Source organism: Brevibacillus nitrificans (genome assembly GCF_003710965.1).
In the GTDB taxonomy this organism is placed as follows: domain Bacteria; phylum Bacillota; class Bacilli; order Brevibacillales; family Brevibacillaceae; genus Brevibacillus; species Brevibacillus centrosporus.
In genome coordinates this window covers 538,991-552,265 of the sequence record NZ_RHHU01000003.1, presented here as the reverse complement: position 1 = coordinate 552,265, position 13,275 = coordinate 538,991, and the positions used below count along the sequence as shown (strand labels likewise).

Annotated in this window: 15 protein-coding genes and 1 riboswitch; of the genes, 6 read left to right on the top strand and 9 right to left on the bottom strand. The window is 49.2% G+C overall.

Annotated features, from left to right (window positions below; genetic code table 11):
* Positions 1–41 precede the first annotated feature (41 nt).
* Complete coding sequence (locus tag EDM59_RS04610) at positions 42–962, top strand: LysR family transcriptional regulator (protein ID WP_122922517.1); 921 nt, start codon at positions 42–44, stop codon at positions 960–962.
* 74 nt (positions 963–1,036) lie between these two features.
* Here EDM59_RS04610 and EDM59_RS04605 read toward each other — a convergent pair whose 3' ends face one another.
* From EDM59_RS04605 to EDM59_RS04595, 3 genes are all read right to left on the bottom strand, one after another.
* Entirely contained in the window at positions 1,037–2,695 is a 1,659-nt protein-coding gene (locus EDM59_RS04605) for an AAA family ATPase (RefSeq protein WP_122922516.1), read from the bottom strand.
* A 212-nt stretch (positions 2,696–2,907) separates the two neighbouring features.
* The gene (locus EDM59_RS04600) at positions 2,908–3,198 is read right to left on the bottom strand and encodes a hypothetical protein (protein ID WP_092266952.1); all 291 of its coding nucleotides are present in this window, start codon (positions 3,196–3,198) and stop codon (positions 2,908–2,910) included.
* 75 nt (positions 3,199–3,273) lie between these two features.
* The gene (locus EDM59_RS04595; RefSeq protein ID WP_092266951.1) at positions 3,274–3,579 is read right to left on the bottom strand and encodes a YolD-like family protein; all 306 of its coding nucleotides are present in this window, start codon (positions 3,577–3,579) and stop codon (positions 3,274–3,276) included.
* A gap of 283 nt (positions 3,580–3,862) precedes the next feature.
* On the opposite strand from EDM59_RS04595, the gene EDM59_RS04590 reads away from it, so the two are divergent.
* Positions 3,863–5,479 carry a catalase gene (locus EDM59_RS04590; protein ID WP_122923373.1) on the top strand — a complete coding sequence of 539 codons (1,617 nt, stop codon included), beginning with the start codon at positions 3,863–3,865 and terminating at the stop codon, positions 5,477–5,479.
* Positions 5,480–5,567: 88 nt separating this feature from the next.
* On the opposite strand, the gene EDM59_RS04585 is transcribed toward EDM59_RS04590, so the two are convergent.
* Entirely contained in the window at positions 5,568–6,305 is a 738-nt protein-coding gene (locus EDM59_RS04585; RefSeq protein ID WP_246010896.1) for a 2-phosphosulfolactate phosphatase, read from the bottom strand.
* 125 nt (positions 6,306–6,430) lie between these two features.
* On the opposite strand from EDM59_RS04585, the gene EDM59_RS04580 reads away from it, so the two are divergent.
* Positions 6,431–6,844 carry a hypothetical protein gene (locus tag EDM59_RS04580; RefSeq protein ID WP_246010895.1) on the top strand — a complete coding sequence of 138 codons (414 nt, stop codon included), beginning with the start codon at positions 6,431–6,433 and terminating at the stop codon, positions 6,842–6,844.
* A 51-nt stretch (positions 6,845–6,895) separates the two neighbouring features.
* Here the strand turns inward: EDM59_RS04580 and EDM59_RS04575 are convergent, their stop codons facing one another.
* Both EDM59_RS04575 and EDM59_RS04570 read right to left on the bottom strand, forming a co-directional pair.
* A complete protein-coding gene (locus EDM59_RS04575) occupies positions 6,896–7,828 on the bottom strand; it encodes an aminoglycoside phosphotransferase family protein (protein WP_122922514.1) in 933 nt (310 codons plus the stop codon).
* A gap of 114 nt (positions 7,829–7,942) precedes the next feature.
* Positions 7,943–8,146 (bottom strand): cold-shock protein, encoded by a 204-nt coding sequence (locus tag EDM59_RS04570; protein ID WP_055744215.1) that lies wholly within the window; start codon positions 8,144–8,146, stop codon positions 7,943–7,945.
* Positions 8,147–8,589: 443 nt separating this feature from the next.
* On the opposite strand from EDM59_RS04570, the gene EDM59_RS04565 reads away from it, so the two are divergent.
* Together EDM59_RS04565 and EDM59_RS04560 are read left to right on the top strand one after the other, a co-directional pair.
* Positions 8,590–8,934 carry a rhodanese-like domain-containing protein gene (locus EDM59_RS04565; protein ID WP_246010894.1) on the top strand — a complete coding sequence of 115 codons (345 nt, stop codon included), beginning with the start codon at positions 8,590–8,592 and terminating at the stop codon, positions 8,932–8,934.
* Between the two features lie 154 nt (positions 8,935–9,088).
* Positions 9,089–9,243: riboswitch (cyclic di-AMP (ydaO/yuaA leader) on the top strand.
* A 7-nt stretch (positions 9,244–9,250) separates the two neighbouring features.
* Positions 9,251–9,952, top strand: a complete 702-nt coding sequence (locus tag EDM59_RS04560) for a CAP domain-containing protein (RefSeq protein ID WP_122922513.1) — start codon at positions 9,251–9,253, stop codon at positions 9,950–9,952.
* Positions 9,953–10,004: 52 nt separating this feature from the next.
* Here EDM59_RS04560 and EDM59_RS30960 read toward each other — a convergent pair whose 3' ends face one another.
* Genes EDM59_RS30960 through def form a run of 3 tightly spaced genes read right to left on the bottom strand, consistent with a single transcriptional unit; the run spans position 10,005 to position 11,783 of the window.
* Positions 10,005–10,163: a hypothetical protein gene (locus tag EDM59_RS30960; protein WP_183192793.1), complete on the bottom strand. Its 159-nt coding sequence runs from the start codon at positions 10,161–10,163 to the stop codon at positions 10,005–10,007.
* A 45-nt stretch (positions 10,164–10,208) separates the two neighbouring features.
* Positions 10,209–11,231, bottom strand: a complete 1,023-nt coding sequence (locus tag EDM59_RS04555) for a homoserine dehydrogenase (protein ID WP_122922512.1) — start codon at positions 11,229–11,231, stop codon at positions 10,209–10,211.
* Between the two features lie 27 nt (positions 11,232–11,258).
* Entirely contained in the window at positions 11,259–11,783 is a 525-nt protein-coding gene (gene def, locus EDM59_RS04550) for a peptide deformylase (RefSeq protein WP_122922511.1), read from the bottom strand.
* Positions 11,784–11,963: 180 nt separating this feature from the next.
* Here def and EDM59_RS04545 point away from each other — a divergent pair, with 180 nt between their 5' ends.
* Positions 11,964–13,271: an aminotransferase class I/II-fold pyridoxal phosphate-dependent enzyme gene (locus EDM59_RS04545; RefSeq protein WP_122922510.1), complete on the top strand. Its 1,308-nt coding sequence runs from the start codon at positions 11,964–11,966 to the stop codon at positions 13,269–13,271.
* Positions 13,272–13,275 lie beyond the last annotated feature (4 nt).

Sequence of the window (13,275 nt, the reverse complement as noted above, 5' to 3'; positions counted from 1 at the left end):
ACATGTATCTTAAGAAAAAGTAATAGAAAAGGAAGAGCTCGATGAATATCGATCAATTGCAATACGTGGTAGAAGTGGCGAGAACCAAGTCGATCTCCCTTGCATCCGAAAACCTCCTCGTTACGCAGTCTGCGATCAGCCAGTCCATCAGCCGGCTGGAGGAGGAGCTGGAAATCAAGCTGTTCACTCGATCTCGCATGGGCGCGTTCCCTACCCAAGAAGCAGCGCCTATCATCGAAAAGTGCTGGTACATTCTCGATACCGTCCAAGCCATCAAGGAAGAAGCCAAATACCAGAGCGAGGTCTTGCGAGGAAATTTGCGCCTGTCTGCTATACCGGGCGCCATGCCCATGCTGGTGAATGCTGTTTCGAGCATGAAGAACAGCTACCCCGAAGTCACATTCGAGCTGTCTGAAAAGGCATCTGGAGAAATCATCAAAGACATACGCAACCACCAGACGGACCTCGGACTCATCGCTATGTACGAAGGTGATCTGCGCGGGAGAAGTCCAGAGGTCACGTTTCAAATGATCACGGAAGGAAAGCTGGTACTCGCGGTAAACCCAGAAAGCCCCTTGGCAAGCAAGAAGTCGGTAACGCCGCAGGAGCTTGCGGGTCAGCATTTTGCCCTGTATCACGACGAATTTGTCGATTCCTTTATGGATCAGCTCGCCACGCTCTGCGGACCGATCTCGATCTTGTTTCGAACAAACAACACCAATGCGCTCAGTGCAGCGCTCAAGCAGCAAATGGCAATTACAGTCGGCCATGACTACTCCTTTTTCTTCGACCTTTTCTCGCAGAATAGCGGTGTCTCCATTCTTGAAGTGGAAATGCCTCAACGGCCGATCCAGTTCGGATGGATGTCCGCAGAGAAGAGCCAGGTCAGCCGTATCGCCGAAAGGTTTCTCGACCGTTTTCAATACGAGTTCAGCAAGCTGCCGCCGGTGATACATCGCTAATCGAGATGGCCACCCATGAAAAAGGCGAGCTTTCCCTGTCTACAACCCGGGGAAGCTCGCTTTTTCATGGATTCTTACTGGTTTTGCTCCTCTTCCGTCGAGACCGATTTCCCCTGCCCGTACAATTGCTCATGCAGCTCTTCGATTTCTTCTCCAGTCAGATCGCCGCGCTTCAGCAGTTCCTCTGCGATCGCATGGACGAAGTCGGAATAATCCCGCGCCAGTTTTTTCACTTGGAGCATTTGGTCCTGCAAAAGCTCGTTAATTTTCGGACGCAGTGATTTCAGACCGTCTACACGTGAACCGGTAGCCAACCAGCTGAACAACTCATCCCCCATCCCCACGATCCCGAGATAGGCGCCTGCCAGCTCTGTCGCCCGATGCAGATCGGAGGTAACCCCGTTCAGCTTTTTCTGCAAAAATTCCTCTTCGACGGCTCTTGCCGCGAGACAAACCTGGATTTCCGCCAGGATTTCGCTGTCACTGCGGTTATATCGTTCATGCGTCGGCTTGGTAGCAGCCAAACCGAGTGCCCCGCCACGTCGAATGATCGTTACCTTCCAGACGCGTTCATGAGGCTTCAATAAAAATTGAGCGACCGCATGACCCGCTTCGTGGTACGCGACGTTGCGTTTTTCGTCCTCACTCATGGAACGCAGAGGCTGGGCGATTCCCCATTCGTACGTCTCCATGGCTGCCCGAAAGTCCTCGTAGTTGGCGACCTGCGCTCCCCGCTGATGGGCGATGACAACGGACTCATTCACGATATGCTTGATCTGCGCCGGGCTGTACCCGATCGTATCCAATGCAGCTTTTTCAGGTGTTAACGTCTCATCGTGCTTGACTTTTTTGAGATAGTATTGAAAAACATCGATCCGTCCGTCATAGTCAGGGGAATCCACCCAGAGCTGTCGGTCAAAACGTCCTGGTCGCAGCAAAGCGGAATCCAGCACATCCGGGAGGTTCGTCGCTGCAATGGTCATGACAGGCGGCCGTTCCGCTTTTTTCCGGCGAAGACCCAGCGACCGCAGCAGCTTCGCGATTTTGGTGCTATCGATGTTTGGAGGGTCCATCTGCAGCAGCAGTTCATTTAAGAGCCCTGCTCCTCCCATCCCGAGCATCCCACCTGCGCCCATCCCGCCTCCTTGCCGTTTCATCCCGATGGCATCGATTTCGTCAATGAAAATAATGCATGCCCCGTATTCGGTGGCCCGCTTTCTCGCCTTTCTGTACAGCCCCATCACTTTTAGATTCCCGACGCCAAAGAACATGTTTTGAAAGCTGGGAGCCGAAGCATACGCAAAAGGAACTTGTGCCTCGTTGGCGATAACTTGCGCCAAATACGATTTCCCTGTACCTGGCGGCCCGCAAAGGAGCAGCCCGCGGATAGCCTCCCCGCCCATTTCTTTAAATTCTTTGACACCCTTGAGCAAGGTCACGATCCGTTTCGCATTTTCCACAATCTCGGGATTCCCCCGGTAATCATCCCAGGTCGAGCCTGTTTCCCCCGGTAGAATCCAGTACGTACGGCCACGTGCCAGGAACCAAAAAAGCGCGACAAACTGAATGATGATAAAGACAATCGCAAAAAGCAGCTGAAAGAGAAGAGATACAATCCCCCAGGCGACCGCCCAGTAAGTCGGTCCACCCACTGTCAAAATAATCAAGACTGCGGCAATGATTCCGAGCCAGAGGAGGATTTTTCGCCACCGAATCCACTGATATCTCCTCATGGCACCAACTCCTTTTGCGAAATATTTGGATTATTGTATGAGGAGACAAGCCTCGTGGTGCCACGTCCACCCATCGGTGCACGTTCCCCGAGGAGTGATTCTTTACCACTATATTCGGATTTCCATCCAAATCATGTCTCGGAACGAAAAAAAGAAACGGATTCGGCATTGTCAAAAAAACAGCCTTCCCCAAAGGAAGACTGCTCCCAGCTTCATTCAAAGCGCTTTTTAATGTCGAGAATGTACTTGATCATTACCGCAAGTCCTCCGATGAAGTAGAAGACCAATAACGTATAACCGGTGGGATCAATTGAGGTCATGGACACTAGGACGTTTAATGGCAAAATGTAGTACAAAATATCCTTCAGGTAACCCAATACAAAGCCTGGGTCAAATGAGCCTTGCCAAAAGGAACGGAACAACACGATCAGAAAATCGATGATCATAAGTCCAAAAATCGCCCAGATCGTATAGATCATCCAGTCAGCCAACGAGTAACCCATAGTGTATCACCACCTTATCCTCCATCGTATGCGCTCGGAAAAACGCAGGTGAGGATAGGCAGGGCGGATTTTTCCCTATTTCGTGACGCTCACGATATCTTTTACCCGAATCCAGCGTGAGTCATCCTGATTCACAAGTTTGACCGAATAATGCTCTACATCAATTTCCCGGACAAGCCCCCATGCACCGTTTACAGTTCCATAGACACCTGCCGCTTTTTCGAACCATTTGATATGGATCGGATAGCTGTATTGCGTACTGTCATAGATACGAAAGCACATTTCTCCAAAATCGTCTTCCGCGACAACCGGTCGCTCCACAAATGCCGCCATCGATCCGGCAGCAGGATACTCTGCTTCTTGTGAAGATTCTCTAGCCATTCCAAACCCTCCACACAACACGAACTTATGTTCTTATTATGCAAGATTCGTGACGAAATGGCAAGAGTCTTTCCACAAGACATTCACCATGAAATAAGCACGCTTAAGGGGCGCTTTACGTCAGGGTGCCAATGCTCGGCTCTTGCTCGAAGACCCATGACTCTCAGGAAAGGGAGCGATCAAAAAGAGAATGGAAAATTTTCGCGTATACATTTCCATTTCTGGGAAGCATACAGAAGAGAAATCGAAGAATGACATGTTAAAAAGGAAGGCAGGAAGGACAATGGATACGAACAATCACTCTCAAACGGACCATGCTGACGATGACACCTTAACCAATAGACAGGGGCATCCGATCACAAACAATCAAAACATTCGAACAGTAGGAAATCGCGGTCCGGCTACCTTGGAAAACTATGATTTTATCGAGAAAATCAGTCACTTTGACAGAGAAAAGGTGCCAGAGCGTATTGTTCATGCACGCGGAGCCGGCGCCCACGGTTTCTTTGAAGCGTATGGAACGGTCGGCGATGAGCCTGTTTCCAAATACACACGGGCAAAGCTCTTTCAGGAAAAAGGCAAGCAAACTCCTGTTTTTGTACGTTTTTCAACGGTTGTCCACGGGCTTCACTCTCCTGAAACGCTGCGGGATCCCCGCGGATTTGCTGTGAAATTCTACACGGAGGATGGCAACTGGGATTTGGTGGGCAACAACCTGAAAATCTTCTTTATCCGGGACGCCATGAAATTTCCGGACATGATCCATGCTTTCCGTCCTGATCCCGTGACAAATATACAGGATCCACGCCGTTTCTTCGATTTCTGTGCAAATTCTCCCGAGTCTTTTCATATGGTGACATTTGTGTATTCGCCCTGGGGCATTCCCGCTAACTACCGCATGATGCAAGGCTCGGGCGTCAACACCTACAAATGGGTGAACAACGAAGGAAAGGGTGTCCTCGTCAAATATCACTGGGAGCCAAAACAAGGCATCAAAAATTTGACGATGAAAGAAGCGTCAGAAATTCAGGGCAAAAATTTCAACCATGCAACCCAGGATTTATATGAGGCGATTGAGCGCAAAGACTACCCCGAGTGGGAGCTGCTCGTACAGATCATGGAGGACGGCCCTCACCCTGAGCTTGATTTCGATCCGCTCGATGATACAAAGCTATGGCCGGAAGATCTGTTCCCTTGGCGTCCAGTCGGCAGAATGGTCCTGAACAAAAACCCGGAGAACTTCTTTAATGAAGTAGAACAAGCTGCCTTCGGAACGGGCGTCCTGGTCGACGGACTGGATTTCTCTGATGATAAAATGCTGCAAGGAAGAACCTTCTCCTATTCGGATACCCAGCGTTATCGTGTGGGCGCGAACTATTTGCAGCTGCCGATCAACGCAGCCAAAAAACGCGTCGCAACGAATCAAGAAGGCGGACAATTACGTTTTTACAATGACAAAGCTCCTGGACAAAACCTGCATGTGAACTACGAGCCGTCCAGCATGGGCGGATTGAAAGAAGCGGAACAGGTGGGCACCGAGTACACTCCACATGTGGAAGGAAACCTGGTTCGAGAGTCTATCGATCGCCAAAGCAATACCAAACAAGCAGGCGATACTTACCGCCATTTTGAACAATGGGAAAAAGATGAGTTAATCAACAACCTCGTGAATGATCTCGCCATCTGTCCGCAGGTGATTCAGGATAAGATGATGGCACTCGCGGAAGAAGCAGATGAAGACTATGGCCGTCGTTTACGGGCAGGCTTAATGGAGAAAAGCAAAATGAAGGATGGCTACAAGCTGGAAATAGGGGAAGAAATGCACCCGCTCGGGGCAAAAGATGCTCATCAGGCGGTAAAAGATGCCATCGAAAAAGGACACGACCAAGATCCGTATTAAACGATCGTCATTTGAAAGCTCAAAACCCTGATTTTTCTTCGTGCTGGAGAAAAATCAGGGTTTTTTCCTGTGCAAAGGATAACAGCGTTCAAGTTAAAGCCGCTTGATAGGCGTCCTCGTGATTTAGGATTGGAACTGCATCGCTGCTATTGTACATAGACGCGATCGCAACATCTTCCGGGTATCCTCTTTGAATCAGCTCCTGCCCTGATCCACACTTTTGCAATAGTTCAACCAGTTGCCCTCTGGCCATCTGGAAGGCACCGACTGCCATTTGCGCCTCAGGGGAGAGCGTATGCTCCGTCAGCTCGTCTAAAATGGCTCCAGCTGCAATCATATCCTCGATCGCCGGTCTCATTGTGCCATTCGGCCATCTCTCTCCACTCGCAATAACCGTAACGGTGCCTCCTTGGTCGCGAATAAATCTGGCAACCGCCGATGCATTGCGCAAGCTGGCAGCAATCACGATCGCTCCGCACCGTTTTGCAAGAACCGTGCAGGTCGAACCATTGGGAGAAGGAAGAACGATACGGGTTTTTTCCGGAACGTTGGCAAGAGATGCCGGAGAAAGTGAGATCTCCTCCCCACGCTTGCCCGCCAATATTGCCTGGTTTTCTCGTGCAAAGGAACGTGCTGTCTCGTCTTTCATCCGGTAGGGAAATACCACTCCTCCTTTTCCGATCACGACATCTACACATGTCGTAAAGGACAGAACATCGACAATTACCACCATATCGGAGGCTGCACCCACGTGCTCCACCCCTTCATATCCCCATTCAAAGCGGGCGCTGTAGTCCATTTGTCTAAACAAGTCCGCTACTCTCACGGTTCTCCCCCGCCTTCTAATAGAAATGGTTCCTTGTCCCATTACGTTCGCCGTTACAAATGAAGACAAGGTGAAATAAAGTATATTGTCCCACGAATCAATAAACGAAGAATGGAGTGACATGAATGTCTGATCGTAAGCACAGGACACAAATCGTTCGTACAACTGGTATCCTTCAAAACAACCTCGGCGTCGCCCTCACTGCTCACTTGGACCTGGTCAATCTCAACAATGATCCAGTAGAGGTGCGTGTGCAAGTCCTGAACTGGGGTGATGCGGTAACGCAAACAAACCCTGTCAGCACTTTGCTCGATATCACGCAAACGCTCGCAGGAAACACTCGCATGGCTTTCAATGCGACAGTACCTGCTTCCTTCCACTATGAAGTGCGTCTGTCTGTCGGCTGCAACAACGATGGCGAAGGAGACAATGTTCTTCTCACCACCTATGGACGTACTGCAGTTGGCGGCGGTCAAGTGGTTGGTCTCTCCGTACTGGATAGCCAATTCCAGACGGTTACAGTCGAATCTTGTTTCTAAGAAACGGCAAATGAAAAGGAATTATGGTCCGTCCATAATTCCTTTTTTCCTTTACATACGTTTGTACCAGTCAGGAACCAGCTGCTCAAAGAAGTCATGCTGAAGCGAGATGCGCTCGATTCTCTCCTGCATCTCCCGGGTTTGCTGAGGAATGACCCGAATCGTCCAGACGAAAGAAGAGAACATCGCCATCGCTGTGTAGAGACAGTAGCGCTTCCAAAATATTTCCGAAATGCTCCCTTTTCGCTCATGATATCCATCGATTTGGCCGATACTAAAGGGAGTGCTGATTTCCTGCGAAAAAAACGCAAGCTTGGTGAAGTCGTGAACGGGATCGCCCCAGTCGAAGCGATTGAAATCAATGGCTCCTGCGTAATGTCTACCCGCCACAATCAGATTTCCCACATGAAAGTCATCATGCAGAAAAACACTTGGTGTACCCCTAAGCGCTGCAGCATGTGTATCAATAAAACCCAGGATGCGATCTGCATTCGCGATGGAATGACCACACGCAAGATACGCCTCCACATAACGAGAGTGCTTTTGTTCGTAGCAGCGCTGGTACCAGTCTGTGATCTCGGATGGAGCAGCTATCGTATGCATGAGAGCCAGCTGCCTGCCTGCTTCTTTCCCGATCAGATACTGCTCCTCTGCGGTCAAATTTCCAAGAGCATCTTTTGCATCCTCACCTGCCACATAAGACAACACCATAAAACAGATAGCGAACTCCTCTACGAAACCAAGTTCAATTGGTCGTGAGGCTTTGACACCTTTTCTCGCTTGCAGAGTTTGCAATACTTGAAACTCGGCTTTCTTTTGCTCCCATTGCTCACGATCCGCCACTCGCAGCACTCGCTGTTCGCCGTCAGACAAAATCACATGGAATTTTCGATCTGTAGAAAAGCCTTTGAGGATCGGCTCGATATGAATGGTATTTTGAAGCGAAGAAGCGGTACGAATCAAGTGATCCAGCCATAACTCCACGTGCCTTCCCCCCTTTTCTTCATAGGGTTCGATTATACGCGGAATTAGAAAGAAATGGTAGTGGGGGAAAAAGAAAAAACTGCCCGCGAACGGACAGTTTTTTTAGAAGGAGACTTACAGTTTAACTACGTTCTCAGCTTGTGGACCACGGTTGCCTTGAACGATGTTGAATTGAACGCGTTGACCTTCATCCAAAGTTTTGAAACCTTCGCCTTGGATCGCGCTGAAGTGAACGAATACATCGTCTCCGCCTTCTACTTGAATGAATCCGAAACCTTTTTCTGCATTAAACCATTTTACTGTTCCGTTCGTTTGCATTTAAAAAAACCTCCAAAAAAGTCAATTTTGAATATGCTAGTCATATTTACCGAAGCAAATAAAGCTCACATATCATGAAGAAATATCAATAGTCTTTCTATTGAATGGATATGCCTTCATGATATGTGAATTCCTACTTACTTCTTGCATAATATGCTTGTATTTGTAGTACGGAACTCAAAATCTAGTAAGGTACATCTTTTGAAAACCTAAAACAACGAAAGCCCTTCCTCTCTTTCATCCTTGCGGCTCCGATGACCGCGCCAGTGTGAATCGGGCATTCAAAAAAACGTAAGGGATCCTCTATCTGCGCACGTGGATATTACGATCGGATTTTCAAGTAGCAAACTTATTCTACCATGCCTGTCCAGTAAAAGCAACAGCTCACTGTGCCATGCCATATTCTTATGTATCTGATACAATTGGTGTAAGGAGTGATACGATTGAATAAACCTACCATAAACAAACGTGAATTCGAACAGCTGCAGCATGAAAACGCGAAGCTAATTATTCTGGATGTTCGAGATGTCGAAAAGTATCAATCAGGCAGCCTCCACGTGCCGGGGATCGCTACCAAGAACGTGCCTTACATACATATGAAGGAACAGGATCAAGCTTTGCCTGAAGAAACAGCGCAAGCCTGCGCAGACGCTACGATCATCACCTTATGTACATCAGGAAACAAAGCACAAAAAGCGGCTGCTCTTTTAAGGGAGAAAGGATATCGTGCATCGGCTCTGGAAGGCGGCTTAACGGCTTGGCATGCAGATGGAATGCAATCAGAATAAACAAGTGGAGACACCCTCTTTTTCGCTGAGAGGGTGTTTTTCTTTCATCGCCTCTTCCTATAGCTATCACGGGTGTTTATAGCCATTTCCAATAGACACTACCAAATATTACTCCTATCTTTCTCTCGCAAAGGTCTGTTATTCTGGGTCATGCCAAATCAAACAGCCGAAACTTCCTCTCGAATGGAAGTGCGGGGGATCTTTTTTTGCAGATGAGAGATCTGCATGGGGTGAATCGCCAAAGTGCGTAGGGTTGTTTCCTCAACCCGAATCCGTCAACTAACCTCGTAGGCCAAAAAAAGGAGACGATGTGAATATGAAACGCCTCGGAACTATTGCAATCGCAACTTTGGGATTGGGATTTGCCCTCTCCGGCTTTTCTAACACAGCTTCTGCCGCTGAAGCAACGAATTGCCCACTGAAAACGGCAGCCCCTATTCAAATGCCACAACAGGCTCAGTGGTTTTCATATATGCCGCAAATGAAGTTCGCGCCGCAGTTTGGTTATCAACAGCCTGTACAAACACAACAACCTGTACAAGCACCTGCGAAGCAGCCCGTTCCACAACAACCTGTTCAGCAAGCACCGGTGCAACAGACTCCTGTAGCAGCGGAGCAGCCAGCAAAAAAAGCGGAGCAGCAAGTACAAGCTTCTGAAGTGGTGAAGCAGGTCGCGGATCTGGTTAACCAGGAGCGCGCAAAAGCGGGTCTGAAGCCTGTAGAAATGGATGCTTCCCTGAACAACGTCGCACAGGCAAAAGCGGCTGATATGTCCAACAACAACTATTTCGACCATACGAGCCCAACGTACGGTTCTCCATTTGACATGATGAAGCAGTTTGGTGTTTCTTTTATGACTGCTGGTGAGAATATCGCTATGGGTCAACGCACAGCTGAAGAAGTCATGAACCAATGGATGAACAGTGAAGGCCACCGTCAAAACATCATGAACCCATCGTTCACGAAAATCGGCGTTGGCTACATCAACGGTTACTGGGTACAAGAATTTATCGGATAATGAAAAAAGCGAAAGCCGAGTCACTCTTCACAGGGTGCTCGGCTTTCTTTCGTTATGTTTGTTGTTGGTCTTCTGTGCTTTGCGTCTGTTTCGGCATATAGCTGGAGTCTTGCCCTTCCAGCAGCGCTACGTCTTTTTGGTGCATTTTTTGCTTGGTCGGATAGGCAGATACTTGTTGCATTTCAGCGCTCACATCGTTTTGTTGAGTCAAGCTGCTATCCCCTTCCTCATCAGACCGTTGTAGTGGAATACCCGCTTAGTATGCGCGCTGGCCCCTTATGATATGCTCCAGATCCTTTAAAGCGGCGGCAGCGGCGGCAACCGGATCGGACTTACCTCCGATAACGAGAAGCTCCCCCATCACATCCGTCTCCACGCGAACCGCTTTCGTGGTACCTTTAACCGTTGCAAATGGATGTGCAGCGTCCACTGCCTGAAGTTCTACCGCAGCCTTTATGCCTTGCGGTGTTTTCTGAATGGAACCGATCAATTTCGGCGTCAAGCCCGCTGCTTTCCATGCGGCAATCTGCTCGTCCGTTACCTCACGAACACTTGCCCGCGAAACGTCACTCAGCTTTACCTGCGCATCAAATGCAGCGTTGGCAAGAATCGTTACCTTGCAAGCTGTATCCCAGCCATCGATATCAAAGGATGGGTCCGGCTCGGCAATTCCCATCTGCTGTGCGCGTAAAATGGCTTCTTCGCTCGTAATGCCTTCTTCCATCATTTTCGTCAGAACAAAATTGGTTGTGCCTGTGAAGACGCCTTCGATCCCAAGTATTTGGCAGCCAGCGAAATTGTACTGCAGCAAATCGATTGTCGGAAGTGCCGCTGCTGTAGCGCCACTGATCTTGAGGTGGACGCCTTTTTGTTTCGCTAATGCCGACAAACCCGCAAAGTCTACAACCAACGCCCCTTTGGATACGGCGATCGCATGCATCCCTTGCTCGAGCGCCTGCTTTATGTAGATGAGCCCGGGTCCGCCTGTTTTTAGATCGGACGGGCCGGTTTCGATGAGGATATCCGCGTGACTAGACGCGAGGAATTCATATCCTGAGAAGGTGGTGTCCACTCTTTTCCCAGAAGCTCCCCACTCGAGCAACGCTTCCTCTCCCAAACCATTCGCATCATAAAGAGCGCTGGTTGAGCGGGCGGCACCAACCAAACGCACATCGGCATCGTACTTCTCCCGATAATACCCTTGCCTTTGTGCAAGCAGCCTTGCCGCCTGTTTGCCCACAGTACCAAAGCCTGTAATCACTACATTCCACTGTTTCATGCGTTCCCCATCCTGCCTGCAATTCGCTTATCGAACCACACGTCTTTGCTGCATGAGAATCGGATTGGCGTCTTGCGGTTTTAATTTTTTCCCCGTTTTTGCAGAGTACAGCTCATTTACATAATCAATGAACAAAATGCCTTCCAGGTGATCCATCTCATGCTGAAAGCAGCGTGCCGTAAATCCTTCTGCCTCGAGCGTAACGGTTTCGCCTTTGCGGTTCAGGGTCTGGACTTTGACGTATGTGGCCCGCTTGACGATGCCAACGACTCCTGGAATCGACAGACAAGCTTCCGGCCCCTCTTCCTCCCCGTCCATTTCAAGCATGACCGGATTGATCAGTTCGATCAGTCCGTCGCCGCAGTCCATCACAATCAGTTTCTTGGCGATCCCGATTTGGATGGCAGACAGACCTGCCCTTCCTTTGTCAGCATATATGGTTTGCGCCATGTCATTCAGTATCTTTTCCGTATTTGCATTGACGGACGAAACTGCTTTCGACCGTTCCCGCAAAATGGGGTCACCCAAGCGAACAATGAGCCGCTCAGCCATATAAAATCCCTCCCGTGCCATTCTGTTACGATTTCAACGTAGCAAAGCCTTTTTCATCTGTCAAAGGAAATCCGTACAAATATCAGAAAAATCGTCCCCCTTCTAGATGACAAATGGATGCATATGCGCTATCTTTATTGGTAAACGATACAGATGTTTTACTTGAAGAGGGAGGCTACCATGCACGCATTAGCAGCACAGCTGAATGCAACCATTCAGCGTGATAATCCACATGTTTACGAAATGTTGTCCCATTTAGCCAAGCTGATCTATTTCCCAAAAGAGGGAATCCTCAGCCAATCTGCCGAGGCAAAAGCGAAAGCGAAGAAATACAATGCAACCATCGGGATCGCATTGGAGAACGGACAACCCATGCATTTGAAAGTGATCCAAGATACACTGTCCGCTTACCAGCCGAAAGACATTTACGAATACGCCCCACCAGCTGGGAAGCCTGAGCTGCGTGCCGCCTGGCGCAAAAAAATGATCGAGGAACAGCCTTCTCTGGCGAACCAATCCTTCAGCAACCCTATCGTAACCAACGCTCTGACTCATGGACTTAGCATCGTTGCTGACTTGTTTGCAGATGTAGGCGACAGCGTGATCATTCCAGATAAAAACTGGGAAAATTACGAGCTGACCTTCTCCATCCGCCGTGGTGCCGAGATCGTCCATTATCCACTATACAACGACAACATGAAATTCAACGCTGCTGGGCTTCGCGATGCGATCCTTGCACAAAAAGAAAAAGGGAAAGCCATCGTCGTCCTGAATTTCCCCAACAACCCAACCGGATATACACCTGGCGCTGAAGAGGGCAAGGAAATCCTCGCAGCACTAAAAGAAGGTGCAGAAGCTGGCATCAACATCGTAGCGGTAACAGACGATGCCTACTTTGGTCTGTTCTTCGAAGATTCCATGCAAGAATCCTTGTTCGCGAACCTGTGCGGCTTGCACCCTCGTGTGCTTCCAGTGAAAGTGGATGGCGCTACCAAGGAAGAATACGTTTGGGGCTTCCGCGTAGGCTTCATTACGTTTGCAGATCCTTCCAGCGACCTGCTCAGCGCTTTGGAGCAAAAAACCATGGGGGTTATCCGCGCTACTATTTCCAGCGGACCGCATCCTTCCCAGACTTTTGTTTTGCATGCGCTCAATTCGCCCGAGTTCCAAGCGCAGAAACAAGAGAAGTTCGATATCATGAAAGGCCGCGCGAACCGCGTCAAGCTGATCCTGGACAGCGGCAAGTTCGATGATGCATGGGGCTACTACCCATTCAACTCTGGCTACTTTATGTGCTTGAAGCTCAAAACGGTGGATGCCGAGACGCTCCGCCAGCATCTGCTGGATCAATACGGCGTAGGTACGATCGCACTCGGTGAAACGGATCTGCGTGTCGCCTTCTCTTGCATCGAAGAAAACGGCATCGATGAATTGTTCGATATGATTTACAGCGGTGTCAAAGACCTCGAAAAAGCAGCCATCAAATAAGGCA